This window comes from Stenotrophomonas sp. STEN225 (assembly GCF_056756445.1).
In genome coordinates this window covers 455,584-479,884 of sequence record NZ_JBRRBV010000001.1, presented here as the reverse complement: position 1 = coordinate 479,884, position 24,301 = coordinate 455,584, and the positions used below count along the sequence as shown (strand labels likewise).

21 protein-coding genes are annotated in these 24,301 nt (G+C 68.0%); 9 read left to right on the top strand and 12 right to left on the bottom strand.

The window, feature by feature from the left end:
* Positions 1–376: 376 nt before the first annotated feature.
* The 3 genes from ACVOJ1_RS02180 to ACVOJ1_RS02170 form a co-directional block, all read right to left on the bottom strand.
* Positions 377–1,537 carry an MFS transporter gene (locus tag ACVOJ1_RS02180; protein ID WP_346479933.1) on the bottom strand — a complete coding sequence of 387 codons (1,161 nt, stop codon included), beginning with the start codon at positions 1,535–1,537 and terminating at the stop codon, positions 377–379.
* A 304-nt stretch (positions 1,538–1,841) separates the two neighbouring features.
* Positions 1,842–2,591, bottom strand: a complete 750-nt coding sequence (locus tag ACVOJ1_RS02175; protein ID WP_004144462.1) for a TerC family protein — start codon at positions 2,589–2,591, stop codon at positions 1,842–1,844.
* A gap of 33 nt (positions 2,592–2,624) precedes the next feature.
* Positions 2,625–3,020 carry a diacylglycerol kinase gene (locus tag ACVOJ1_RS02170; protein WP_053516413.1) on the bottom strand — a complete coding sequence of 132 codons (396 nt, stop codon included), beginning with the start codon at positions 3,018–3,020 and terminating at the stop codon, positions 2,625–2,627.
* Between the two features lie 212 nt (positions 3,021–3,232).
* Between ACVOJ1_RS02170 and ACVOJ1_RS02165 the strand changes: the two genes are divergently transcribed.
* Positions 3,233–3,934, top strand: coding sequence for an SGNH/GDSL hydrolase family protein (locus ACVOJ1_RS02165; RefSeq protein WP_065182787.1), 702 nt, complete (start codon positions 3,233–3,235; stop codon positions 3,932–3,934).
* An 80-nt stretch (positions 3,935–4,014) separates the two neighbouring features.
* On the opposite strand, the gene ACVOJ1_RS02160 is transcribed toward ACVOJ1_RS02165, so the two are convergent.
* The 3 genes from ACVOJ1_RS02160 to ACVOJ1_RS02150 form a co-directional block, all read right to left on the bottom strand.
* On the bottom strand, positions 4,015–5,286 hold the full coding sequence (locus ACVOJ1_RS02160) for a sensor histidine kinase (protein ID WP_053516416.1): 1,272 nt from the start codon (positions 5,284–5,286) through the stop codon (positions 4,015–4,017).
* A gap of 156 nt (positions 5,287–5,442) precedes the next feature.
* Positions 5,443–6,156, bottom strand: a complete 714-nt coding sequence (locus tag ACVOJ1_RS02155) for a response regulator transcription factor (protein WP_002811889.1) — start codon at positions 6,154–6,156, stop codon at positions 5,443–5,445.
* 88 nt (positions 6,157–6,244) lie between these two features.
* Positions 6,245–6,889 (bottom strand): arylesterase, encoded by a 645-nt coding sequence (locus tag ACVOJ1_RS02150; protein ID WP_053516417.1) that lies wholly within the window; start codon positions 6,887–6,889, stop codon positions 6,245–6,247.
* A gap of 75 nt (positions 6,890–6,964) precedes the next feature.
* On the opposite strand from ACVOJ1_RS02150, the gene ACVOJ1_RS02145 reads away from it, so the two are divergent.
* Positions 6,965–7,612, top strand: coding sequence for an ABC transporter ATP-binding protein (locus ACVOJ1_RS02145; RefSeq protein WP_111186297.1), 648 nt, complete (start codon positions 6,965–6,967; stop codon positions 7,610–7,612).
* A complete protein-coding gene (locus ACVOJ1_RS02140) occupies positions 7,609–10,116 on the top strand; it encodes an ABC transporter permease (RefSeq protein WP_279942602.1) in 2,508 nt (835 codons plus the stop codon). Before ACVOJ1_RS02145 ends, ACVOJ1_RS02140 begins: the two co-directional genes overlap by 4 nt.
* Before the next feature lie 104 nt (positions 10,117–10,220).
* Here ACVOJ1_RS02140 and ACVOJ1_RS02135 read toward each other — a convergent pair whose 3' ends face one another.
* The 5 genes from ACVOJ1_RS02135 to ACVOJ1_RS02115 all read right to left on the bottom strand — a co-directional run bounded on the left by ACVOJ1_RS02135 (position 10,221) and on the right by ACVOJ1_RS02115 (position 15,546).
* Positions 10,221–11,147, bottom strand: coding sequence for a DUF6607 family protein (locus ACVOJ1_RS02135; RefSeq protein ID WP_253119377.1), 927 nt, complete (start codon positions 11,145–11,147; stop codon positions 10,221–10,223).
* A 73-nt stretch (positions 11,148–11,220) separates the two neighbouring features.
* Positions 11,221–11,820 (bottom strand): ChuX/HutX family heme-like substrate-binding protein, encoded by a 600-nt coding sequence (locus ACVOJ1_RS02130; protein ID WP_065175798.1) that lies wholly within the window; start codon positions 11,818–11,820, stop codon positions 11,221–11,223.
* Positions 11,821–11,824: 4 nt separating this feature from the next.
* Positions 11,825–14,035, bottom strand: a complete 2,211-nt coding sequence (locus ACVOJ1_RS02125) for a TonB-dependent hemoglobin/transferrin/lactoferrin family receptor (RefSeq protein ID WP_346479932.1) — start codon at positions 14,033–14,035, stop codon at positions 11,825–11,827.
* A 150-nt stretch (positions 14,036–14,185) separates the two neighbouring features.
* Entirely contained in the window at positions 14,186–14,380 is a 195-nt protein-coding gene (gene hemP / locus ACVOJ1_RS02120; RefSeq protein WP_005412278.1) for a hemin uptake protein HemP, read from the bottom strand.
* A 194-nt stretch (positions 14,381–14,574) separates the two neighbouring features.
* Complete coding sequence (locus ACVOJ1_RS02115) at positions 14,575–15,546, bottom strand: potassium channel beta subunit family protein (RefSeq protein WP_346479931.1); 972 nt, start codon at positions 15,544–15,546, stop codon at positions 14,575–14,577.
* 192 nt (positions 15,547–15,738) lie between these two features.
* Here ACVOJ1_RS02115 and ACVOJ1_RS02110 point away from each other — a divergent pair, with 192 nt between their 5' ends.
* From ACVOJ1_RS02110 to ACVOJ1_RS02085, 6 genes are all read left to right on the top strand, one after another.
* Positions 15,739–17,037, top strand: a complete 1,299-nt coding sequence (locus ACVOJ1_RS02110) for a NupC/NupG family nucleoside CNT transporter (protein ID WP_053516424.1) — start codon at positions 15,739–15,741, stop codon at positions 17,035–17,037.
* A 25-nt stretch (positions 17,038–17,062) separates the two neighbouring features.
* Positions 17,063–18,028, top strand: a complete 966-nt coding sequence (locus ACVOJ1_RS02105; RefSeq protein WP_053516425.1) for a ribokinase — start codon at positions 17,063–17,065, stop codon at positions 18,026–18,028.
* Between the two features lie 240 nt (positions 18,029–18,268).
* Entirely contained in the window at positions 18,269–19,264 is a 996-nt protein-coding gene (dusB, locus tag ACVOJ1_RS02100; protein ID WP_053516426.1) for a tRNA dihydrouridine synthase DusB, read from the top strand.
* A gap of 51 nt (positions 19,265–19,315) precedes the next feature.
* Positions 19,316–20,143 carry a methyltransferase domain-containing protein gene (locus tag ACVOJ1_RS02095; RefSeq protein ID WP_053516428.1) on the top strand — a complete coding sequence of 276 codons (828 nt, stop codon included), beginning with the start codon at positions 19,316–19,318 and terminating at the stop codon, positions 20,141–20,143.
* A gap of 163 nt (positions 20,144–20,306) precedes the next feature.
* A complete protein-coding gene (locus tag ACVOJ1_RS02090) occupies positions 20,307–22,166 on the top strand; it encodes a DUF7657 domain-containing protein (RefSeq protein ID WP_346479930.1) in 1,860 nt (619 codons plus the stop codon).
* A gap of 11 nt (positions 22,167–22,177) precedes the next feature.
* Entirely contained in the window at positions 22,178–23,182 is a 1,005-nt protein-coding gene (locus ACVOJ1_RS02085; RefSeq protein ID WP_111186341.1) for a glycosyltransferase, read from the top strand.
* A 27-nt stretch (positions 23,183–23,209) separates the two neighbouring features.
* Here the strand turns inward: ACVOJ1_RS02085 and ACVOJ1_RS02080 are convergent, their stop codons facing one another.
* The gene (locus ACVOJ1_RS02080; RefSeq protein ID WP_111186304.1) at positions 23,210–24,286 is read right to left on the bottom strand and encodes a metal-dependent hydrolase; all 1,077 of its coding nucleotides are present in this window, start codon (positions 24,284–24,286) and stop codon (positions 23,210–23,212) included.
* Positions 24,287–24,301: the final 15 nt, after the last annotated feature.

Here is a 24,301-nt window from a genome sequence, read left to right as displayed (position 1 = left end):
TGGGGTGAATCACCGGCCATCGCGCGCCGCCCCCTCCGCGGGGGCCTTGCTCTGGGTTCCCCTGAGTAGCCCGGGCGGGTGGGCTTGGCGGGGGACGCCGTGAATCCGTCCCTGGAGGCTTAACCGCGCCATCCATGGCGCGGATACCCCCGCCCCGCCCCCCCCCCCCGCCTCATACGGTTTCCTGCGCACCGCGGAGGCGAGTCCGGTTGAGGGGGCGTGAGCCGCATGGATGCGGCGACCGAGCTTACATGCACATACTTGCAGCGTCCCCCTCAACCGGCCCCACCCCGCCAACCCACGGAATGCAGGCTTTTGCCGTTGACGTTGATTCGGCGGGTGCAGGGCTGCAAGCCCTACCGGAATCCAACACCCCTCAGCAGGCTTCGGCCACCGCAGTGCGACCGCGCCCCAGCCATGCCAGCAGCAGGCCCGATGCCGCCAGCAGGCCACCGGCCACCGGGATCGCGGCGTAGCCCAGGCCCGAGCTGATCACCGCCCCGCCCAGCGCAGCCCCCAGCGCATTGCCCAGGTTGAACGCGCCCACGTTGATCGACGACGCCAGGCCCGGCGCCTCGGTGGCCGCTTCCATCACCCGGATCTGCAGCGGCGGCACGATGGCGAAAGTCGCCGCGCCGAACAGCAGTACACCCAGCGCTGCGGTCACGGGATTCATGAAGGCCAGCGGCAGCACGAACATCAACACCGCCAGCGCCGCCAGCAGGATCCGCGTAGCGCCATCCAGCGACCAGTCGGCCATGCGCCCGCCGATGCCATTGCCGATGGTGAAACCGATACCGATCAGCGCCAGTGACATCGCGATGAAGGCATTGGAGGCACCGGTCAGCTCGGTCAGCACCGGCGCCACGTAGGTGTACAGGGTGAACATCGCACCGGCGCCCAGCACCGTGGTGGCCATGGCCAGCAGCACCTGCGGCTGCAGGATCGCCTTCAGTTCACGGCGCACGTCCGGGCGCGGGCCCGGTGCCGAGGCCGGCAGGGCCAGGCCGAGCGCGATGATCGCCACTACGCCCAGCACTGCGGTGCCGGCGAAGGACAGGCGCCAGCCCAGCTGCTGGCCGACCCAGGTTGCCAGCGGCACGCCGCCGATGTTGGCGATGGTCAGGCCCATGAACATGGTGGCCACGGCGGCGGCCTGCTTTTCCTTCGGTACCAGGCTGGCGGCGACCACCGCACCGATACCGAAGAAGGCACCGTGGTTGAGGCTGGTGACCAGCCGCGACAACAGCAGCAGGCCATAGTTCGGCGCCAGCGCCGACAGCAGGTTGCCGACCACGAAGATCGACATCAGCAGCATCAGCGCGGTGCGCTTGCCGAACCGCCCCATCAGCAGCGTCATCACCGGCGCGCCCAGCATCACGCCCATGGCGTAGGCCGTGATCAGCATGCCGGCGGTGGGAATGCCTACCCCTACGCCGTCGGCGATGACCGGCAGCAGGCCCATCGGGGCGAACTCGGTGGTGCCGATGGCGAAGGCGCCGACGGCAAGCGCCAGCAATGCGGCTCTGGACTTCATGGGGGACTTCCTGGGGGGCGGGAATCGGGAGCGCGTAGCCTGCGCGCTTTGCCGCACCGGATTAAGCCTTGTCCGGGGAAAACACTGTTGATGCGGGTTCACAAGTGAAGGTGTACGCCGGCATTGCAGGCAAAAGCCCCATGGCCCGGCGCTACCCGAGGCGTGGCGTACCCCGATAGCACCGGGCCATGCCCGGCGTTGCCCGAGGCGTGGCGTACCCCGTTAGCGCCGGGCCATGCCCGGCGGACGCGGTAGCCCGCAAAGCAGAACCCCCGGCCGGGCCGGGGGTTCGAGGTCATACGCTTTACCAGTCGCCGGCACCCGGCACGTGGTGGTCGCGCGCGCGACGGCGCATCAGCAGGTTCAACCATTCCACCAGCACCGAGAAGCCCATCGCGGCGTAGATGTACGGCTTGGGCACATGCACGTCGAGGCCGTCCAGGATCAGCACCGCGCCGATCAGCAGGATGAAGGCCAGCGCCAGCATCTTCACCGTCGGGTTGGCGTCGATGAAGCGCCCCAGCGGATTGGCCGCCAGCAGCATGACCAGCACCGACAGCAGGATGGCAGCGACCATCACCGGGATGTGGTCGGCGATGCCGACGGCCGTGATCACCGAGTCCAGCGAGAACACGATATCGATGATGGCGATCTGCAGGATGACCATGCCGAACACGCCCGACGCCTTGCTGGTCGCCGGATTCTCGTCTTCGCCACCGGTGATCAGTTCCTTGATCTCCATGTAACCCTTGATGATCAGGAACAGGCCACCCACGATCAGCACCAGGTCGCGGATGGAGATGCCCATGCCGGCCACGGTGAACAGGTTGGCGGACATGTGGGCCAGGTAGGCCAGCGACACCAGCAGTGCGATACGGGTGATGCAGGCCACGGCGATGCCGAGCTTGCGCGCAAAGGGACGGCGCTCTTCCGGCAGCTTGCTGACCGCGATGGAGATGAACACCAGATTGTCGATGCCGAGCACGATTTCCAGCGCGCTCAGGGTGAACAGGGTCACCCAGGCGTTGGGGTCGGCGAGGAACTCAAAGGACATGGAAACTCTTCAAGGCAGTGGGGGAATGGGGGTTCAGCCGTAGCGGCCGGCCAGTGCATGCGGGACCACGACCAGGGCCCAGCACAGCAGTACGTTCATCATCAGCACGAACACGGCGGCCGAACCCATGTCCTTGGCGCGCCCGGCCAGCTCGTGGATCTCGCTGCCGTAGCGCTCGATCACGGCCTCGATGGCGGAGTTGGCCAGTTCCATCGCCAGCACCAGCAGCATCGAGCCGATCAGCAGCGCGCGCTCCACCGGGGTCTGGCCGAGCCAGATCGCCACCGGGGTCAGCAGGACCAGCAGGTAGACCTCCAGCCGGAACGAGGACTCATGCAGCCAGGCAGCCCGCAGGCCCTGCCAGGACCAGCGCGCGGCCTGGAAGATGCGGCGCGGGCCGCGCGGCATGTGGCCGAACTGGTCAGCCACGGGTGGAGCATCCAGCAACGGGGGCGCGGCGCAGCGACCGCTCAGACGCACGGCAGGGAGTCATGGGTGCACAGGGATGGGCAGACAGTCGCCATTTTGCCACAAGGCCGCCGGCCATACTCCGCGCGGCCGGGCCGAATGGCCTGCCGGGGACAAGCGCGGGCCGCGCCCGCCTCCTATGATGGCTCCCTCCTTCCTGCCTGGAGTGCACGATGTCCCACCGCCGTCCCGCTCTGCTGATGCTGGGCCTGCTGACCCTTGCGCCGCTGGCGCTGGCACGCGTTCCCTCGCCGTCGCCCCGCGTTCCCGAGCAGGTCTCCAACGTGGCCTGGGCCGCCGACATGGCCGCCTTCGCCGCCGCCGACAAGGTCGCCCCGCCGCCTCGTGGTGGCATCGAGTTCATTGGCAGTTCGTCATTCCGGATGTGGGACAGCCTGGCGGCCGATTTCGCCGGCCAGCCGGTGTTCAACCGGGGCTTCGGCGGCTCGGAAGTCCGGGACAGCACCTGGTATGCCGGACAGATCGTGATCCCGTACGCGCCGTGCAAGGTCTTCCTGTACGCCGGCGACAACGACCTCAACAGCGGCCGCAGCGCCGTGCAGGTGCGCGACGATGTGGTCGCCTTCGTGCAGCGCGTGCATCGCGACCTGCCCAAGACCCGGGTGGAATACGTGTCGATCAAGCCCAGCCCGTCACGGGCGCACCTGCTGCCGGCGATCAACGAGGCCAACACGCTGGTCAAGGCGGCGCTGGCCAGGCTGCCCAACACCGGCTTCACCGACATCTACACGCCGATGCTGGGCGCCGACGGCCAGCCTGATCGCGCGCTGTTCCGTGAGGACATGCTGCACATGACGCCCGCCGGATATGCCATCTGGACCCGCGCGCTGGCACCGAAGGTGACCTGCGACTGAGACACTGCGCACGCCGGGCATGGCCCGGCGCTACCCCTGCCATTCCGCGGAATGCCCGCTTCTGACCCGGCAAAAGCCCTCTAGCGGAAAATCACCGTGGCTTCGGTTCCCTGCCCGGGTTCGCTGGAGAGGCTGACCTTCCAGCCGAAGCGATCGCACAGCCGGCGCACGATCGACAGGCCCAGTCCGGTGCCCTGCGGGCGACTGGGTTCGGCGCGGTAGAACGGCTCGAACGCGCGCGACAGGGCTTCGGCAGACATGCCGATGCCGGTGTCGCGCACCACCACCCGGTCGTCGCGCACATGCACGTCGATGCGGCCTTCGTCGGTATAGCTGCAGGCGTTGCGCACCAGGTTGCTGACCACCACCTGCAGCACCCGCGGCGGCGCATGCAGATTCACCGGTCCGTCGCTGTGCAGGTGCACCACGACCGGGCGCGTACCCAGCAGTTCGTTGGCGTTGTCCACCTCGTGACGGACGATGTCGTTGACATCGAACAGCTCGACCTGCGGCTCGACATCCGCCTCGCGGGCAAGGATCAGGAAGGCGTCGATCACCGCTTCCATGTCACGCCCGGCACGCTGGATGCGCTGCAGGCTGCGGCGCAGGCGCGGCTGCAGGGAATCATCCCCCAGCGCCATGTCGCTGGCCACGCGGATCACCGTCAACGGCGTGCGCAGTTCATGGCTGGCATCGCGGGTGAAGTTGCGTTCGCGGGCGACATGCGCGCTGACCCGGTTGGCCAGCGAATGCAGGGCCGCGGCGAGCTGCCGGGTCTCGCCCTGCATGTCCGCCGGCAGTTTGTTCGGTTCCAGATCGGCTGCCTCGGGGTGACCGGGATCCCAGCGCGACACGCGCCGCGCCAGCCAGTTCACCGGCGATACCAGACGCTTGGACGCGCGATAGGTGATCCAGCTGGCGCCATACACCGCCAGCAGGGTCAGCAACACCGGCACGATGCCGAACCAGAACGCCAGCATTTCCGCGCGTGAGCGCAGGAATACCAGATACAGGCGGCCGGCCGGCCGCACATCGACCAGGACCAGCTGGTCATCCGCCGGCAGTTCGTGGAAACCGGGCTCCAGGTCGCGCAGGTTGGCCGGCAGCGACAACGCGGACTGGCCGCTTTCCAGCAGGTAGCCGCGGATGTTCTGCGTATTGGGGGGAGGCTGTGCGGGGGACGCGTCGTGCAGCGTCCAGTAATACGCCGCTTCCTCGCGCAGCGCTGCACCGACCAGGCTGTGCTTGATGACCAGCGACACCAGCCATGCGCCCAGCAGGATGCCCAGGCTGGCCAGCACTGCCTGCAGGATGAAGGCGATACGGATCTTGCGCGGCAGGCCGTGCGGCATTGCGGGGTCCCGGTCAGAGCGCTGCGATTATAGGCAGCGCACCGCGCCGTGGTCGTGCAGGGATGATGACCGCCGACACTGCCGGTCGGTCATCCCCTGCCCTGTTGCCCGTCCGCTACCGCACCGGGCCTGCAGCTGCACCGGCACGGTCCCTGCTCAGGCCATCGGCTGGGCGATGTCGGCAATGCGATAGCCGGCGCTCTGCACGGTATGCAGCAGCGGGCGATCGAACGGCTTGTCGATGATCTTGCGCAGGTTGTACAGATGGCTGCGCAGGGTGTCCGAATCCGGCAACCCGTTGCCCCAGATCTCGCGCTCGATTTCCTGGCGGGTGACCACCCGCGGCGATTCGCGCATCAGAATCGTCAACAGGCGCAGGCCGATCGGCGACAGCTGCAGTTCGGTGCCGGCGCGGGTGGCGCGCATGCTGACCGGATCGAGCACCAGGTCGGCGACCTTGAGCACTTCCGAACCCACCTGGCGGCGTTCGCGGCGGATCAGCGCGCGCAGGCGTGCTTCCAGTTCCTGGATCGCGAACGGCTTGGTCAGGTAGTCATCGGCACCGAAACCCAGGCCGGTGAGCTTGTCGTCCAGCGTATCGCGCGCGGTCAGCATCAGCACCGGCGTCGATTTGCGCGCATCGTTGCGCAGCCGCCGGCAGACTTCGATGCCATCCAGCCGCGGCAGCATCAGGTCCAGCACCACCACGTCATAGCTGTTCTCCGCCGCAAGCCGGTAGCCGTCCAGGCCATCCTGTGCATAGTCGACTTCGAAGCCACGACCTTCCAGGTATTCGCCGATCATCTCGGAGATGTTGCGGTTGTCTTCGACCACCAGCACCAAGCCGGAAGTCTCCTTCGTCTGACGCATGTGATTCCCTCTAACTTCAGCTTTGTGAAACATGCCGGATCGACGGTGGAGGCAATGTGAAGTTCCGTCAAGAGGTCCGATCCGCTGCTCAGAGCAGCGGCTTGAGCAGGGGCCAGACGTTGTCGAGCACCTTCGGCTGGGCCTGGGCGGTGGGGTGCAGGCCGTCGGCCTGCATCATCCCCGGCTGCAGGGCCACCCCCTCCAGCAGGAACGGCAGCAGCGGCACAGCGTAGCGGTCGGCCAGCGCGCGGTAGGCGGCCGCCAGCCGCTGGCGGTACGCAGGGCCGTAATTCGGTGGCACATCGATGCCCAGCAGCAGCACCTTGGCGCCCGCCTTCTGGCTGGCCTGCACCATCTTTTCCAGATTGCCCTGCACCTGCGCCGGGGTCAGCCCGCGCAGGGCGTCGTTGCCCCCCAGAGCGATCACCACCACGTCCGGCTTCTCCTTCGCCAGCAGGCCTGGCAGCCGGGTCAGGGCGCCGGCGGTGGTCTCGCCGCTCATGCTGGCGTTGACGATCCGCGCCGGCGTTTTCGACTGCTGCCTGACCCGCTGCTGCAGCAGGCTGACCCAGCCGGCATCGGCAGGGATATTGTGGGCAGCACTGAGGCTGTCGCCGAGCACCAGGACGGTACCGGCCGGACCTTTGGCACAGGCCAGCCCGGGCAACAGCAGGAACCCTAGCAACAGCACCATCATCATGCCGGCTCGCCGGCTCCATCCCGTCTTGCGCATTGGAGTCTCCTCATCGACAGCCTGTCCCCCCGCAGCGCGCCCGTCGCCATCGCCGTCGACCAGGTCGGCAAATCCGTGCATGGCCCGGAGGGTGAAGTCCACATACTGGACAACATCACTTTGACGGTCCATGAAGGCACCAGCGTGGCCATCGTCGGCGCCTCCGGCTCCGGCAAAACCACCCTGCTCGGCCTGCTCGCCGGGCTGGACCTGCCCAGCCGCGGCCGCATCGCTCTGGCCGGGCACGACCTGTCCAGCCTGGATGAGGAAGCCCGCGCGCAGCTGCGTGCTCGCGAGGTCGGCTTCGTCTTCCAGAGCTTCCACCTGCTGCCGGCGCTGACCGCCGCCGAGAACGTCGCCCTGCCACTGGAGCTGGGCGGGCGAGAGGATCGCGCGCGGGTGGACGCCGTGCTGGACCAGGTCGGGCTGGCCCATCGCGCGCGCCATTACCCACGCCAGCTGTCCGGCGGCGAACAGCAGCGCGTGGCATTGGCGCGTGCCTTCGTCACCCGGCCACGCATCCTGTTCGCCGACGAGCCGACCGGCTCGCTGGACCAGAGCACCGGCCAGCACATCAGCGACCTGCTGTTCGAGCTCAACGCCGGCAGCGGCACCACGCTGGTGCTGGTCACCCACGATCTGCGCCTGGCCCAGCGCTGCCAGCACATCCACCGCATCGACAACGGCCGCCTGCAGGCGGTCGCGCACGAGGCCCGCGCATGAACCTGCTGCGGCATGCGTGGCGCGCGCTGCGCCGCGAAGCCCTGGCCGGCGACCTGCTGACCGTGTTCGCCGCGCTGGTACTGGGCGTGGCGGTGATGACCGCGGTCGGCACGCTGGTGAACCGGGTCAACCTGGCACTGACCAGCAGCGCTGCGGAGATGCTCGGCGGCGACCTCGGCGTCGCCGGTCGTGACGACCCGCCGGCCGCCTTCGCCGAAGAGGCCAGGCAGCGGGGACTGGCATCCACCCGCATGGCCAGTTTCGGCACCGTGCTGTTCCAGGGCGATGCCAGCCAGATGGCCAGCATCAAGGCGGTACAGGCCGGCTATCCGCTGCGGGGGACGCTGCGGGTACGCAGCACGCCCGGTGGTGCGCTGATCGACGATGCCGGCATGCCGCCGCAGGGCCAGGCCTATGCCGATCCCCGCCTGCTGCAGGCGCTGGGGTTGAAGGCCGGCGATGACCTCGAGTTCGGCGCCGGTACGCTGCGCATCGCCGGCATCATCGAGGCCGAACCGGATGCCGGCGGCGACCTCCTCACGCTGTCGCCGACGTTGCTGGTCAATCGCGCTGATGTCGACGGCACCGGCCTGCTCGGTCCCGGCAGCCGCATCAGCTACCGGCTGATGTTCGCCGGGCCGGCCGACCGGATCGCGGCGTTCCGGCAATGGCTGCAGCCACAGGTGAAGGGCATGCGCCTGCTCAGCGTGGATGACACCCAGCGCGGCGTGCGCCAGGCGTTCGATCTGGCCGGGCGCTTCCTCGGCCTGAGCGCGCTGCTGGCGGTGCTGCTGGCCGGCGTTGCCACCGCGCTGGCCGCCAACCGCTTCGCCCTGCGCCGCATCGACCAGGTGGCGATCCTGCGTTGCCTGGGAGCACGCCAGCGCGACATCCTGCTGGGCCTGGCACTGCAGCTGCTGATGCTGGCCGTTCCGGCCTGCCTGCTCGGCATTGGACTGGGCATGGCCGCGCAGGAAAGCCTGGTACAGGTGCTGGGCAGCCTGATACCGCAGCGCCTGCCGCTGCCACAGGCAACACCGGCGCTGACCGGTGCAGGCATCGGTCTGTTGCTGCTGTTCGGCTTCGGCCTGCCGCCGCTGCTGCGCCTGCGCGGAGTGCCGCCGATGCGCGTGCTCAACCGCTCCTTCGCTGCACTGCCGCCCGCCTCGCTGCTGGCCTACGTCGCCGCCCTGCTGGCCAGCCTGGTGCTGGCCGTGCAGGTGACCGGCGACCTGAAACTGGCCCTGTGGGTGCTGGGTGGCCTGGCCGCTCTCGCCGCAGCGGCGGGCCTGGGCGGCTTCGTGCTGCTGCAGGTGCTGCGCAGCCTGCAGCACCGCCTGCACGGCAACTGGCGGCTGGGATTGGCCGCCCTGACCCGCCGCCGGATGCTGGCGGTGATGCAGCTGGTGGGCCTGTCGCTGTCGCTGTGCGCGCTGCTGCTGCTGGCCGTGACCGGGCCGGGGCTGCTGCAGCAGTGGCGCGAGCGCCTGCCGGAGAACACGCCGAACTACTTCCTGATCAACATCCAGCCCGAACAACGCGACGGCGTGCTGGCAGCATTGCGCGCGCTGGGTGCTGCCGATGCCAGCATCGAACCGATGGCCACCGGCCGCCTGATCGCGATCAACGGCAAGCCCCCGGTGCGCGTGGACCAGGCGCAGGACGGCCAGGGGCGGGAAAACGGCCCGCGCGAGGACGACGACGAGAACCGGCCACTGAACTTCAGCTGGCGCAGCACCTTCCCGCCGGCCAATACGCTGCTTGAGGGCCACTTCTGGAAGGCGGACAGCACTGCGCCCGAAGCCTCGGTGGAAACCGGCTGGGCCAAACGCTACGGCGTCTCGACCGGCGACCGCATCGGCATTTCCGTGGGCGAGCAGCAGCGCGAGTTCACCGTGACCAGCGTGCGCAAGGCGGACTGGAACACGTTCCGGCCGAACTTCTTCGTGCTGTTGAATCCGAACGCCGTGGGCGACACCCCGCACAACCTGCTGTCGGCGTTCCACCTGCCGGCCGGCCAGGCAGCCGGGCTGGGCGAACTGGTGCGTGCACAGCCGAACCTGTCGCTGCTGGACGTGGATGCGGTGATCTCGCAGGTGCGCGACGTGATGGAACGGGTGGCGCAGGCGGTGCAGCTGGTGATGGTGTTCAGCCTGCTGGCCGGCGTGCTGGTCCTGCTGGCTGCCCTGCAGGCCACGGCCGGCGAGCGCCGCTACGACAGCGCGGTACTGCGCACGCTGGGCGCGACCCGGCGCCAGCTGCGCGGTGCGGTGCTGGTCGAGTTCGGGGCACTGGGCACGCTCGCCGCGCTGCTGGCGGTGGGCGCCACGGCCGTGATCGGGCTGGTGGTGTCGCAGAAGGTGTTCGAACTGCCGCTGCTGCCGCCGTGGCCGGGCCTGCTGCTGGGCGGCGTGGTCGGCATCGGGCTGAGCCTGCTGGCGGGCTGGTGGGGCACCCGGCGCATCCTGCATACCCCGCCCGCCCTGGCCCTGCGCGAGGCCTGACGAAGGCGCGCACCGGAGCGCGTGCCGGGCAAGCCCGGCACCCTTCCTTCCGGTAGATCCACGCCATGCGTGGGTCCGGCTGTGGCCTCGAGCATGGCTCGACCCTACTGGGCCTTTTCCACGTACCTGGCGAACACTTCGTCGATCTGCGCGTCCTTCACCTGCTTGCCGTCCTGCAGGTCCTGCGCCTGGGTGAACAGCGGAATGATCATCGCCATCCCATCCAGCTTGGTCTTCAGGTGCACGCCCGGAGCCTGGGTCAGGAAACCGTCCCAGCGCTGGCGCACCTTGGCCCAGTAGCCGGCGGTGGCCTTCCAGTAGTCGCGCGCCGGGGTGAAGTCGATCTCGGTGGTCTTCACGTAGTCGTTGAAGCCGAACTCGCGCGCTATCTCCATCTGGCTGCCGTCGGTGTTGCGCTGCACCTTGGTGTTGAACTGCTCGTGGGTCCAGCCGTTCGGGGTGAGCGTGTGGCGGTTGACCACCGCCAGCGCGTTGTAGTCGCTGCGCTTGGTGTACTCACGGCGCGGCAGCGGGCGCCAGCTCAGGTCGCTGGTCCAGCTCGGCACGTTGTTGGTGTAGGTCCATTTGCCGGTGCCGCAGTAGCGCGGTGCATCGCTCACTTCATACACGCACTGGGTCCAGGCGCCCTGGTTCACCGCCGCCGGGATGCTGCGCACCCGCCAGGTCTGGTCGGCACTGAACTCGAAGCGGTTCGGGGCCTCGTAGACCCAGTCCTGGCGCCAGTGCTTGGTGATGTGGCCGCTCTTCTCGTCCAGCAGCAGGTGTTGCAGCACGATGCGCTTCGGGGTGTCCTCGACCACGATGACCATTTCATTGCCGCCGCTGCGCATCGCCGGCGCGCGCTCGTAGCCCGGCTTCAGCAGCACGGTTTCGTCGAAGGCGAAATCCACGGTGTACTCGCCCTGCATGGCCAGGATGCTGTCGTGGTCGCGGGCGATGTCGGAGGGCTGCGCGCTGGCCACGCCGCTGCCGGCGAGCAACAGCAGGACGCTGGCTGTCTGGAATTTCATCGGGGTCTTCCTTCGGGGTTGCAGGTTCGTTGAGAGGCCATCCGTGGCCGTCGGGCGTTCCATCAGGAACAGATCAGAGGCGGATCAGCGGCTGGTCGCCGGGAATCCGTGGTGGCGGCCGGCGCGCGGCGTCGGCACAGCAGCAGTCGTCGATGGCCAGCTCGCCCTCTGCGCCTTCCAGGCGCGCGATGCGGCGTGCGGTGGCCGCGCCCAGCGACGACAGCGTCGACAGGCTGGCCGCCAGGGTGCGGCCGTCATCGGCGGCATGCAGGCGCAGCGCACACAGGCGCCAACGCTGGCCGCCGAGATGACCGGCCAGGCGCCGCCACAGGCGTTCACCGACACTGCCGTCGCTGTCGTGCTGTGGGCCCGGCGGCAGCGCGGCCACCAACCGGTCCCAGGCCAGGAAATCGCTGTCCGGCAGCAGGTACAGGCGCCACACGCAGCGGCCACGGCCGTCAAGGAAGCACAGGCTTTCGCGCAGGCCCTCGCTGTCCACGCCCTGGCAGGCATGCACGCGCACCGCCTGGCGCCAGCCGCCAAGCTCGTTGCCGTCGGCGTGGTAGAGACACAACACGGTGCCAAGCGTGGCCAGCTGTGCCGGGGTCGGCCATGCCGCGCGGTGTGGCGCGGCGATGGAGTCATTCCTGCGTGCGGACAAGGCTCGGCTCATGAGGTCACCAGGACACGGCAAGGCTGGCGGAGAAGGTACGACCCGGGCTGGTGTAGCGATCCAGCACGCGGCTGGTCGGCGACAGCGTCGTACCCACGTTGGACCAATCGATGTAGCGTTTGTCGCCCAGGTTGAACACGCCTACGTTGAAGGTCGCACCCGGGGCGAAGTTCCAATGTGCCATCAGGTCGGCCACGCCATAGCCGGCCGGGCGGTACACCGTGGCCGAGGCGACGCGGTCCTTGCGCTTGACGAACGTGCCGGCCAGTTCGACACCCCAGGCATCGGTGTCGTACATCAGGCCGACGGTGCCGCGCAGCGGGTCGACCGAATCCAGCGGGGTGTTCTCGGTCTTGTTGTCGCCGCGCGACCAGGCCACGGAACTGCGCAGTGCCCAGCCCTGCAGGGTCGGGCTGATCTGGCCGAAGTCGACGCCGGCCTTCAGTTCAGCGCCGTAGATGCGGGCGTCGGCGATGTTGCGCGACTGGAACACCATCAGGCCCTGCGCATTGGTGCCGACCAGCGACTGCGACTCGATGAAGTCCTTGTACTCGTTGTAGTAGCCGCTGACGCTGACGTAGGCAGCCGGCGACAGGAAGCGCAGGCCCAGTTCCATGCCATCACTGGTTTCCGGCTTCAGGTCCGGATTGGGAATGGCCGTGTAGCCGAAGGCGAAGTTGGTGAAGCCGAGATTGACGTCGTTGTACGGCGGCGAGCGGAAGCCGTGCGAGTAACCGGCAAACAGCGACCATTCGTCGGTGAAGCGATAGACCATGCCAAGCTTGGGCGAGACGCTGGTCTTGGTCAGCTTCGCCACCGCCACGCCGGGATTGTCCTCGGCGAAGATGTTGTCCATTTCCGGCTTCAGCTCGTAGCGGTCCACGCGCACGCCCGGCACCAGCGACAGCTTGCCGCCAGCCATGCGCATTTCATCCTGCGCATACAGGCCCAGCTCGGTGGTCTTGCTGATCGGGAAATCGCGTACCGGGAACGCATCGGGCAGGATGGTGGTGCTGGTCTGGCCGTTGGCCAGTACCTGGAAACCATCGCGCTTCTGGCGGATCTCGGTGCGTGCACCCTCCAAGCCATAGGTCAGCGCGTGCTCGACGCTGCCGGTGCTGAAGGCCTTGTTGAACTGCGCCTGCAGGCCGTACACACGCTGGTCGAAGTTGAACTCGCGGTGGCGACGGCTGCGGTTGGCACGGTCCTCATCGGTGATCTGGGTGGTTTCGCTGTGCTGGGTATACAGCTGCCAGTGCAGGCTGTCGGCGAAGCCTTTGTCCAGCGCATCCATTTCATGCGCGAACGACACGCGGGTGCGGTTCTGCTTGTCGCGCGCCTTCATGCCGGTGGTGGTGGTACGGTCGATCGAAGACAGCACGTTGGTCTCGGTCTTGTCTTCGTTGCCTTCCACGGTCAGGCGGAAGCGCTGGTCCTCGCTCGGTGCATAGACCAGCTTGGCCAGGCCGCTGCGACCATCGCGGTCCTGCGGGTTGGGGGCGGTGCGGGTGTTGTCGTTGCTGCGCACGTCACCCTTGTTGTCGGTTTCCTGGCCCTGGCGATGGTTGATGTTGACCATGCCGCTCCAGTGTTCGCCGCCGAACGCCGTGGTTACACCGCCGAGCAGGCCCTTCCATTCACCGTCGTAGCCGAACTTCAGGCCGACGTAGCTGTCCTTGCCATCCTTCAGGTAATCGGCCGGATCCTTGGTGACGAAGGCGACCACGCCGCCCAGCGCATCGGAACCGTACAGCGAGCTGGCCGGGCCGCGCACGATCTCCACGCGCTTGAGCGTGTCCAGATCGGTGAAGTTGCGGTTGGCGTTGGAGAACGAACCAATGTTGAAGCTGGTCGGCATCGCGATGCCATCGGTCTGCACCCGCACACGGTTGCCGTCCAGGCCACGGATACGGATGCTGCCCAGGCCGAAGCGCGCGGCGCTGCGGCTGACCGACAGGCCTGGCTCGTAGCGCAGCAGATCCTTGATGTCCTGCACCAGGTGCCGGTCCATCTGCTCACGGTCGATCACGTCCACCGTCGCGGCGACGTCACTCACTGCGCGCTCGGTGCGCGTGGCGGTGACCTGCACGCGATCGAATTCGCGCGCATCGGGCGCGGCGCTGGCGGCGGTGGCGGCGGTGGCGGCGGTGGCAGCGTGGGCGGACAGCGGGAGCGCCATCCAGACAGCAAGGCAAAGGGCGGTATGGCGGGTCATCGGGTTCGTTCGGTCAGGCAGGGGAACCCCCGGCCACCGGCACGCCGGAGCGTACGCGGTAGACCGAGGGGGAGAGAGCGGGAGCGGTCGGGTCGCCCACCCTGCGGGCGGCGCCCGGCAGGAGGGAGGGAGGCGGGCGACCAGGCCGCGTTACTTGGTCAGGATCAGCTTGTCGTTGCTGGTGTGCCGCAGGCGATAGAAGCGATCGCCGTGCTGGATCAGGATTTCACGACGGCCCTTGAGCAGGGCTTCGCTGTCGATGACCTCTTCCGGCGGAACGACGCGGACCGGACGATCGCGGAGGGTCAGTGTTTCAGGGCGCAGCAGTACAGGTTGAGCGTTCATGAGCATCTGGACTCGTGCGAGGGACGAGTTAAATGATAATGATTCTCAGTTGACAATCAACAACCATTCTCAATTTGATTGATGAGATTAATGATCGAAATCCAAAATTCGATAGATTTTGTGAATCGAATGGTGGGTGGCGGCGACCCTGGGGTCGAGCACGGCTCGACTCCCCGGCGGGAAAATGCTGCGGGTCAGACGAAGGCGGCTTCGATCCGGGCCCAGCCGGCGGCGTCGATCTGCTCCAGCACTTCCAGGGCCTGCAGGTTCTGCAGCAGCTGCTCGACCCGGCTGGCGCCCAGGATCACGCTGGACACCTGTGGATTGCGCAGGCACCAGGCGATGGCCACGCTGGCCGGGGCGTGGCCAAGCTCGCGTGCCACCGCGCTGAAATGACGGACCTGGGCCAGGCGCGCCTGTGCATCGGCGCCCAGAACCAGATCCTGCAGCCACTCCATGCCCTCGCGGCCCAGCCGGGCGTCGGCCGGAAAGCCACGGTCGTACTTGCCACTGAGCAGGCCGGACGCCAACGGCGAGAAGATGGTGGTGCCCAGGCCGGCCCCCGCGTACAGCGGGGCGTACTCGGTTTCCACCCGCTCGCGGTGCAGCAGGTTGTACTGCGGCTGCTCCATCGATGGCCCCTGCAGGTTGTGTCGCGCGGCAATGTCCAGCGCCTGCTGGATCTGTGCCGCCGACCACTCGGACGTGCCCCAGTAGAGCACCTTGCCCTGCCGTATCAGGGTATCCATCGCGTGCACGGTCTCGGCGATCGGCGCGTCGGGATCCGGGCGGTGGCAGTAATAAAGGTCCAGATAGTCCACCCGCAGGCGCTTGAGCGCGGCATGGCAGGCATCGGTGACGTGCTTGCGCGACAGGCCGCGCTGGGTCGGTCGCGGATCCTTGGCACTGCCGAAGAACACCTTGCTGGACACGCAGAACCCATCGCGCGGCAGGCGCAGGTCGGCGATCACATCGCCCATCACCTGCTCGGCGCGGCCATTGGCATACCCCTCGGCATTGTCGAAGAAGTTGATGCCATGGTCCCAGGCCGCGGCAACCAGGTTGCGGGCCTCGTCGCGCGGAATCTGGTCACCGAAGGTCACCCAGGCGCCGAAGGACAGGGCGGATATCGGCAGGCCGGTGGAGCCCAGGCGGCGGTAATGCATACGAATCTCCTGCTGCGGGCCCGCATCCGGGCCGGAATCGAGCCCCATTCTACCCGTCGTGCCGACCGCAACCCCTTGCCGTTGCTGGCCCGATCGGTGCCGATGGCCGCGCGCACGCTGCTTTTCCTTGCCCCGGCCCCTGCCCTGCACTAGGCTTCCCGTTTTTCGCGACGCCCCAGGGGAGTCACTCACATGGTCGAAGGTTTGGGCAGGATCGGCTTCGGCCTGTTCGGGTTGGCGGTGCTGATCGGCATCACCTGGTTGTTTTCCAACAACAAGCGCGCGGTGGACTGGAAGCTCGTCGCCACCGGCATCACCCTGCAGATCGCCTTTGCGGCGCTGGTGATCCTGGTCCCCGGCGGCCGCGACGTGTTCGATGCGCTCGGCCACGGCTTCGTGAAGGTCCTGAGCTTCGTCAACGAGGGCTCGAAGTTCATCTTCGGCTCGCTGATGGACGTCCAGAACTACGGCTTCATCTTCGCCTTCCAGGTGCTGCCGACCATCATCTTCTTCTCCGCGCTGATGGGCGTGATGTACCACCTGAACGTCATGCAGGCGATCGTCCGGGTGATGGCGTGGGCGATCACCAAGGTGATGCGCGTGTCCGGTGCCGAAACCACCAGCGTCTGCGCCAGCGTCTTCATCGGCCAGACCGAGGCGCCGCTGACCGTGCGCCCATACATCGCCAAGATGACCCAGTCCGAGCTGCTGACCATGATGATCGGTGGCATGGCCCACATCGCTGGCGGCGTGCTGGCGGCCTACGTGGGCATGCTCGGCGGGGGCGACCCGACCCAGCAGGCGTTCTACGCCAAGCATCTGCTGGCGGCCAGCATCATGGCCGCACCGGCCACGCTGGTGGTGGCCAAGCTGCTGATCCCGGAAACCGGCACCCCGCTGACCCGCGGCACGGTGAAGATGGAAGTGGAGAAGACCTCCAGCAACATCATCGACGCGGCGGCGGCCGGCGCCGGCGACGGCCTGAAGCTGGCGCTGAACATCGGCGCGATGCTGCTGGCCTTCATCGCCCTGATCGCCCTGCTGAACGCCCCGCTGACCTGGCTCGGCGAAGTGACCGGCCTGGCCGCACAGATCGGCAAGCCGACCAACCTGTCGACCATCTTCGGCTACCTGCTGGCACCGATCGCCTGGGTGATCGGCACTCCGTGGGCCGACGCCACCACCGTGGGGTCGCTGATCGGACAGAAGGTCGTGATCAACGAATTCGTCGCCTATACCGAGCTGTCGCAGATCGTGAACGGCCAGGTCGCCGGCGTGACCCTGTCCAACGAAGGTCGCCTGATCGCCACCTATGCGCTGTGCGGCTTCGCCAACTTCAGCTCGATCGCAATCCAGATCGGCGGCATCGGTGGCCTGGCCCCGGAACGTCGCCACGACCTGGCCAAGTTCGGCCTGCGCGCGGTACTGGGCGGTACCATCGCCACCTTCATGACGGCGACCATCGCCGGCGTGCTGACGCATTTCAGTTGAACCCTAGTTCGAGAAAAGATTCCCTATGAGCAGCAGTGTCGTTGTCGTCGGTTCCTTCAATGTCGATCACGTGTGGCGGTGCGAGTCGCTGCCGGCACCGGGCGCGACCATTGCCGGCCGCTACAGCACCGGCCCCGGTGGCAAGGGCTTCAACCAGGCCGTGGCCGCATGCCGCGCGGGCGCCGATACCCACTTCGTGTGCGCCCTGGGTGATGACGCCGGCGGTGCCACCGCCCGCGACCTCGCCGGCCAGGACGGTTTCGCGCTGATCGCCGAAGCCAGCAGCGAACCGACCGGCACCGCCGGCATCTATGTCGATGCACGGGGTCGCAACACCATCGTGATCGGCCCGGGCGCCAATGCCGCCCTGAGCACCGATTTCCTGCAGCAGCAACAGGCGCTGCTGACCGGTGCCCGGGTGGTGCTGGTGCAGCTGGAGTCGCCGGTGCAGACCATCGAGGCGGCACTGGCTGCCGCCCGCGAGGCCGGTGTCACCACCGTGCTCAACACCGCACCGGCCGACGCCCCCTCGACCATCGGCCTGCTCAAGCTGGCCGATGTGATCACCCCGAACGAGACCGAGTTCGCCGCCCTGCTGGGCCGCCATGTCGGCGAGCGCGTGGATGCCAACGACGTGGCCGCGCTGGATGGTGCCAGCCTGCATGCGCTGTGCCGCAAGCTGGTCGGCAACGGTACCGTGGTGGTGACCCTGGGCTCGGTGGGCGTGTTCGTTTCGCATGCCGATGAGAACCTGCGCGGCGACACCCAGCCGTACTACCGCGTGGGTGCCGAGCAGGTGCAGGCGATCGATACCACCGGTGCCGGCGACGCCTTCAACGGCGCGCTGGCCGCCTCCCTTGCCCAGCTGCCGGAGGCGCCGTTCGCACGCCATGTGCGCTTCGCCAACCAGTTCGCGGGCCGCTCGACCGAGAAGGAAGGCGCCGCAGCGGCGATGCCACGGCTGACCCCGGCCGACGTGGAAATCCGGTAGGTCCACGCCGCAGCTGCATGAACCGGCCCGGGCGCGCAGGTGCCCGGGCCTTTTTCTGCCTGCGCCCATGCAGGGCACGCAGCCCTGCCGCAGCCGCCCACGATGACCCGCCACTGGGGGCGGCGGAAGCAACCGTCAAGCATCTGCTGATGCCCGTACGGCATGAGGTCGGTCCGGATCGGCCTGAACCGGCGCCTCGCCGACCCGGCCATGTGACCGCCTGCGGCCTACAATGGGCGTATGCAGATCGGCCCCTACACCATTGCTCCCAACGTCGTGCTGGCGCCCATGGCCGGCGTCACCGACAAGCCGTTCCGCCTGCTGTGCAAACGGCTGGGCGCGGGCCTGGCCGCCTCCGAGATGACCATCAGCGACCCGCGCTTCTGGAACACGCGCAAGTCGATCCACCGCATGGACCATGAGGGTGAACCGGCACCGATCAGCGTGCAGATCGCCGGCACCGAGCCGCAGCAGCTGGCCGAGGCGGCGCGTTACAACGTCGACCATGGTGCGCAGATCATCGACATCAACATGGGCTGCCCGGCCAAGAAGGTCTGCAATGCCTGGGCCGGTTCGGCGCTGATGCGTGATGAATCGCTGGTGGCGCGCATTCTTGCTGCCGTGGTCAACGCGGTCGATGTGCCGGTCACGCTGAAGATCCGCACCGGCTGGGACTGCGACCACCGCAATGGGCCGCTGATCGCGCGTATCGCCGAGGACAGCGGCATCGCCGCCCTGGCCGTGCACGGCCGCACCCGCGATCAGCACTACACCGGCCAGGCCGAGTACGCCACGATCGGCGAGATCAAGGCCGCGCTGCGCATTCCGGTGATCGCCAATGGAGACATCGATTCGCCGCGCAAGGCCGCCTTCGTCCTGCAGCAGACCGGCGTGGACGCAGTGATGATCGGTCGCGCAGCGCAGGGCCGGCCGTGGATCTTCCGCGAGGTGGCGCACTACCTGGCCACCGGCGAGGAACTGGCCCCGCCGTCACTGGCCGAAGTGCGCGATATCCTGCTTGGCCACCTGCACGCCCTGCATGCCTTCTATGGCGAGCCGCAGGGCGTGCGCATCGCGCGCAAGCACCTGGGCTGGTACGCCAAGGACCGGCCCGAGAATGCGGCGTTCCGCGCCGTGGTCAACCGCGCCGAAGATCCGCAGAGCCAGATCACGCTGACCACCGAGTACTTCGACCGACTGATCGCCGGGCAACCGGCGCTGCCGTCGGCTGCCTGACCCCGCACGCCCCGCAGTCGACCCTGCACGACGCACCACGAGCCCGCGACCATGACACCGCCGATTTCCTCCCCCACCTACCTGCACGGGTTCTCCGGCACCGAACAGCAGCGCCTGATGACCCAGGCCCGCCTGCTGGAATCGAGCATCTTCGGCCAGATCGACTACGGCAGCGCACGACGCCTGCTGGAAGTCGGCAGCGGCGTCGGCGCGCAGACCGAGATCCTGCTGCGCCGCTTCCCGGACCTGCACGTGACCGGCGTGGACCTGAGCGAAACGCAACTGGCGACCGCCCGCGAGAACCTCGCGCGCACGCCGTGGTGCAGCGATCGCTACACCCTGCAGCAGGCCGATGCAGGCGAGCTGCCGTTCGAGGCACGCAGCTTCGATTCGGCATTCCTGTGCTGGGTGCTGGAGCATGTACCTTCGCCGGCCCGCGTGCTCAGCGAAGTGCGCCGCGTACTCGCACCGGGATCGCCGGTCTACATCACCGAAGTGATGAACGCATCGTTCCTGCTCGATCCGTATTCGCCGCACATCTGGCGTTACTGGATGGCATTCAATGATTTCCAGTACGACCACGGCGGCGATCCCTTCGTCGGCGCCAAGCTCGGCAACCTGCTGCTGGCCGGTGGTTTCCGCGATGTGCATACCGAGATCAAGACGATCCACCTGGACAACCGCGAGCCGGCGCGGCGCAAGACGATGATCGCGTTCTGGGAGCAGCTGCTGCTGTCGGCCGCCGAGCAGCTGCTGCAGGCCGGCACCGTGGACGAGGATACGGTGGAGGGCATGCGTCGCGAGTTCCGGTTGGTGCAGAACGATCCCAATGCCGTGTTCTTCTTCTCGTTCGTGCAGGGCCGCGCGACGGTGTATTGACCGGCGCCTGCACCGCTGCGCTGCGGCAGTGCCACGCGCCGCATGGCTGGCAACCCGCTAGAATCGTCGCGGGCTGGCGTCGAGGACGGGCGCGCGCTGGACCCGGCCCCTTCCGCGTGCGCGGCAACGGGACCACCGAGCTCCGCGCCTGAAGGGATTCCTGATGACAGCACGCGCAACGACTCCGGGTAGCACGCTGCCCCTCGCCGCCCGGGAAGGCGGCCTGCTGGATGGCCTCGACTCCCGCCAGGCCCGTCTGTGCCTGGGCATCGTGGCGGTGCTGTGCCTGCTGTATGTCGCATTTGCACTGACGCCCTCGTCGTATGCGATGGCCAGCCAGTACCTGGGGCTGGCGCCGATCGAGCCCCTGCTCGGCAAGGCGCGGGGCATCCGCATGGACGAGTGGATGGTCTACACCCCGTACGTGCAGATCGCGGTGGCCAACGACTTCGGCGCGACCAACGCGTTTTCGCCATACCACGAGACGCTGCGCTCGTTCCAGGCGCTTCCGCTGCTGGACTGGGGCCTGCTGTTCAAGCCGTACCACTGGGCCTTCTTCATCCTGCCACCGGCCAACGCCTACTCGTTCTTCTTCATGTTCATGGCGATGGCGTTCCTGTGCGGCTGGGCACTGTTCCTGCGCCAGCTGCGGGTTCCACCACTGGCGGCCGTGCTGGTCGCGCTGACCCTGTACTTCTCGCCCTACGTGCAGGTGTGGTGGACGACCAACTGGGGCGCGTTCGCGCTGGCCCCGTGGGTAGCCGTGGCCTGGCTGCGGATCGACAACCGCTGGCTGCGCATCCTCGCCAGCGCCTACGCACTGGTGGTCTGGCTGCTGGCCGTGGCCTACCCGCCCTTCATCATTTCAGCGCTGCTGGCCATGGGCGTGCTGGTGCTGGCCTTCCGCCGCGATGCGTTGACAGTGGCACGCCTGCTCGATGCGGCGGTCGCCGGCAGCCTGGCGTTGCTGGCGTTCCTGGGCTATTTCCACGAAGCGATCGAGATCGTCCGCAACACCGTCTATCCCGGCCAGCGCGAGAGCGCCGGCGGCGGGGTCAACCCGGTCGCGCTGCTCACCCACGGGTTCCCCAACCTGATGACGCGCGGGTTCTATCCGCTGCCTGCGTTCGAGCCGTCCAACGCCTGCGAGATCGCAGTGTTCAGCAGCCTGCTGCCGCTGTTCACCGCCGTCCTCGCCGACTGGACGCAGGTGCTGCGCTGGGCGCGCGGCCACCGGCTGTCGCTGGCGGTGCTGGCCGCCGGCATCGCGCTGGTCGCCTGCTGGATCTTCCTGCCGGTGCCGCTGCGGATCGGCCAGCTGACCGGACTGTCGATGGTGCCGCCCACCCGTGCGTTGCTGGCACTGGGCCTGCTGCTGAACATCGGCTGCGCGATCGTGCTGGTGCGCGGCGGGGTGCGCCTGGGCCGCGGCCGCCTGCTGCTGCTCGCGACCCTGCTGCTGGCGGGATGCCTGCTCAAGTTCGCCTTCGGCCAGGGCAGTTTCAGCCGGCTGCATGCCACGGCCGATGCATGGCCACTGCTGTGCGTGGGCGTGCTGGCCTTCGCCGCGCGCCGCCCACGGTTCGCCGCGCATCCGGTGGCGCTGGTGCTGGCGGTGGCCGCGCTCGGCAACGTGCTGACCAACGGGCTGTTCAATCCGGTGCAGTCGGCCCGGCCGATCTTCGACATGGACCGCAGCGCCGTGCTGGCGTCGATGCAGGCGCGCGGTGCACGGCAGGCTGCGGACGGAGCGCTGGTGGTGGAAGGGCGCTACGGTGCGCTGCTGTCCGGCGTCGGTATCCCGGCAGTCAACCACACGCTGTATTTCCCGCAGCTGGCGTACTTCCGCGCGCGCTTCCCGGACATGCCCGAAGACCGCTTCAACACCACGTTCAACCGCTATCACCATGTGATGGTCAGCGACGTCGCCGAACCCCGTTCGATGTACGCCGACCTGGTGGAAGTGCCCGCAGCCGCGATGCTGGCCGCGCCCGCGCAGCCGCCGGCACCGCCGCAGCCCTGAGGACGATGCAGATGAACGCCCACGCGCGCCCGGCCACGCCACCGAAGATCGCCGTCATCATTCCCTGCTACCGGGTGACCCGCCACGTGCTCGGCGTGCTCGCAGCGATCGACGATGCGGTCACCGCGATCTACTGCGTTGACGATGCCTGCCCGGATGGCAGCGGCCGGATGGTCCAGGACAGCACGCGCGATCCCCGGGTCAGGGTGCTGTTCCATGCGCAGAACCGCGGCGTCGGTGGTGCGATCAAGACCGGCTACCGCGCGGCCATCGCCGAGGGCATGGACATCCTGGTGAAGGTCGATGGCGACGGCCAGATGGATCCCACACTGCTGATGGACTTCGTCGCTCCCATCGCCGAGGGCAACGCCGACTACACCAAGGGCAACCGCTTCTGGAACCTCAGCCACATCCGTCGCATGCCGCTGTTGCGGCGGATCGGCAACCTCGCGCTGTCGTTCATGAGCAAGGCGTCGTCCGGCTACTGGCAGGTGTTCGACCCGACCAACGGCTACACCGCCATCCACGCGCGCGTTGCCAGTCACCTGCCCCTGGATGCGATCAGCGACCGCTACTTCTTCGAGACCGACATGCTGTTCCGCCTCAACACGGTGCGTGCCGTGGTGCAGGACGTGGCGATGGACGCGCGCTATGCCGACGAGACCAGCAACCTGCGCATCAGCCGGGTACTGGGCGAGTTCGCCTTCAAGCACGTGCGCAACACGCTCAAGCGCGTGGGTTACAACTATTTCCTGCGCGACCTGACCATCGCCTCGCTGGAGCTGATCGCCGGGCTGGGACTGCTCGCCTTCGGTGGCGTGTTCGGCGCGTACCACTGGATCGCATCGGCATCGGCAGAGGTTGCGACGCCGGTCGGTACGCTCATGATCGTCATGGTTTCGCTGATTTCGGGCCTGCAGTTCCTGCTGGCATTCGTCGGCTTCGACATCGCCAATGCGCCGCGCCAGGTCCTGCATCGCTCGATCCAGCTCAACCGCACAGCACCGCCGGCCTGACGCCGGCACAGCATCCCCGCCTGCCGATCAATCGCCCGCGTGCACCGGGGCACTCCCGCCGGTGGCGCCCGTCGCTGCCGGCGCATGCCAGATCCGCTGCCACATCGCGGCCAGCCTGACGCCGACATCGGCGCGCGCCGCTGGGCTGCTGTAATCCGTGCGCCGCTGCTCGGGCACGATCGCCTGCCAGCGCCCATCGACCTGCCGCGCCACCGCGAAGTTGAAGGTGTAATCCGGCTCCAGGCCCATGCGCAGATCACTCAGCACCAGCGTTCCGTCCACGACCTGCGCACGCATGAAGCCACGGTTGAACCACTGCAGGCGTTGAACCGCCGGGATCGACTGCGCTTCACGCAGGGCCTGCACATTGGACGGGTGGCCTTCGAACTGCATCGGGCCGCGGTCGGCCACCAGCGAGCGATCGCCGACCACGTAACCGTTCGGGGTCATCGCCACCACCCGCCACAGCAGGGTGTTGAACGGCATCGGCACCGAGAATCGTGGTGCATCGCCCAGCCCCATGGCCGCAAGGCTCTGCTGGGCGGCACGGTCGACCTGAGCCTTGGCCAGCAGGCCCCATCCCAGGTAGCCGGTACTGAGCACCAGGGCGAGCCCGAGCACCTTGCCGGCCCACGGCCGCGCGCGCCCGAACCACGCCACCACGCAGCCCAGCAGCAGCCATACCGTGTACGCCGGGTCGATGATGAAAACACTTGAGCCCATGGTCGGGTGTGGCCGCAGTGGCCACCACAGCTGGGTGCCGTAGACGGTGAGCGCATCCAGCAGCGGATGGGTGACCAGCGCCAGCTGGATGGCCCAGAACCAGCGCAGCGGCGACTGCGCCACCCGCCCCCGCCCGTAGCGCTTGAACAGCCACCAGATCAACGCCGCCACCCAGGGCAACACCAGCAGCGAATGGCTGAAGCTGCGGTGGTCGACCATCACCGCTACGGGATCCTCGGCAGTGAAGCCCAGCCACAAGGCATCCAGATCCGGCAAGGTGCCCAGTGCGGCACCGGCCAGCAGGGCCGCGCGGCGATGTCCGGGCGGGGCGATGACGGCGGCAACGGCGCCGCCGAGAACGATCTGGGTCAAGGAATCCATGGCCCGATGCTAACG

Bases quoted from the DNA above. Each gene is read 5' to 3' on its own strand.
- ACVOJ1_RS02180 (WP_346479933.1), bottom strand. From the start codon at position 1,537: ATGAAGTCCAGAGCCGCATTGCTGGCGCTTGCCGTCGGCGCCTTCGCC.
- ACVOJ1_RS02175 (WP_004144462.1), bottom strand. From the start codon at position 2,591: ATGTCCTTTGAGTTCCTCGCCGACCCCAACGCCTGGGTGACCCTGTTC.
- ACVOJ1_RS02165 (WP_065182787.1), top strand. From the start codon at position 3,233: ATGTCCCACCGCCGTCCCGCTCTGCTGATGCTGGGCCTGCTGACCCTT.
- ACVOJ1_RS02160 (WP_053516416.1), bottom strand. From the start codon at position 5,286: ATGCCGCACGGCCTGCCGCGCAAGATCCGTATCGCCTTCATCCTGCAG.
- ACVOJ1_RS02155 (WP_002811889.1), bottom strand. From the start codon at position 6,156: ATGCGTCAGACGAAGGAGACTTCCGGCTTGGTGCTGGTGGTCGAAGAC.
- ACVOJ1_RS02150 (WP_053516417.1), bottom strand. From the start codon at position 6,889: ATGCGCAAGACGGGATGGAGCCGGCGAGCCGGCATGATGATGGTGCTG.
- ACVOJ1_RS02140 (WP_279942602.1), top strand. From the start codon at position 7,609: ATGAACCTGCTGCGGCATGCGTGGCGCGCGCTGCGCCGCGAAGCCCTG.
- ACVOJ1_RS02135 (WP_253119377.1), bottom strand. From the start codon at position 11,147: ATGAAATTCCAGACAGCCAGCGTCCTGCTGTTGCTCGCCGGCAGCGGC.
- ACVOJ1_RS02130 (WP_065175798.1), bottom strand. From the start codon at position 11,820: ATGAGCCGAGCCTTGTCCGCACGCAGGAATGACTCCATCGCCGCGCCA.
- ACVOJ1_RS02125 (WP_346479932.1), bottom strand. From the start codon at position 14,035: ATGACCCGCCATACCGCCCTTTGCCTTGCTGTCTGGATGGCGCTCCCG.
- hemP (WP_005412278.1), bottom strand. From the start codon at position 14,380: ATGAACGCTCAACCTGTACTGCTGCGCCCTGAAACACTGACCCTCCGC.
- ACVOJ1_RS02115 (WP_346479931.1), bottom strand. From the start codon at position 15,546: ATGCATTACCGCCGCCTGGGCTCCACCGGCCTGCCGATATCCGCCCTG.
- ACVOJ1_RS02110 (WP_053516424.1), top strand. From the start codon at position 15,739: ATGGTCGAAGGTTTGGGCAGGATCGGCTTCGGCCTGTTCGGGTTGGCG.
- ACVOJ1_RS02105 (WP_053516425.1), top strand. From the start codon at position 17,063: ATGAGCAGCAGTGTCGTTGTCGTCGGTTCCTTCAATGTCGATCACGTG.
- dusB (WP_053516426.1), top strand. From the start codon at position 18,269: ATGCAGATCGGCCCCTACACCATTGCTCCCAACGTCGTGCTGGCGCCC.
- ACVOJ1_RS02095 (WP_053516428.1), top strand. From the start codon at position 19,316: ATGACACCGCCGATTTCCTCCCCCACCTACCTGCACGGGTTCTCCGGC.
- ACVOJ1_RS02090 (WP_346479930.1), top strand. From the start codon at position 20,307: ATGACAGCACGCGCAACGACTCCGGGTAGCACGCTGCCCCTCGCCGCC.
- ACVOJ1_RS02085 (WP_111186341.1), top strand. From the start codon at position 22,178: ATGAACGCCCACGCGCGCCCGGCCACGCCACCGAAGATCGCCGTCATC.
- ACVOJ1_RS02080 (WP_111186304.1), bottom strand. From the start codon at position 24,286: ATGGATTCCTTGACCCAGATCGTTCTCGGCGGCGCCGTTGCCGCCGTC.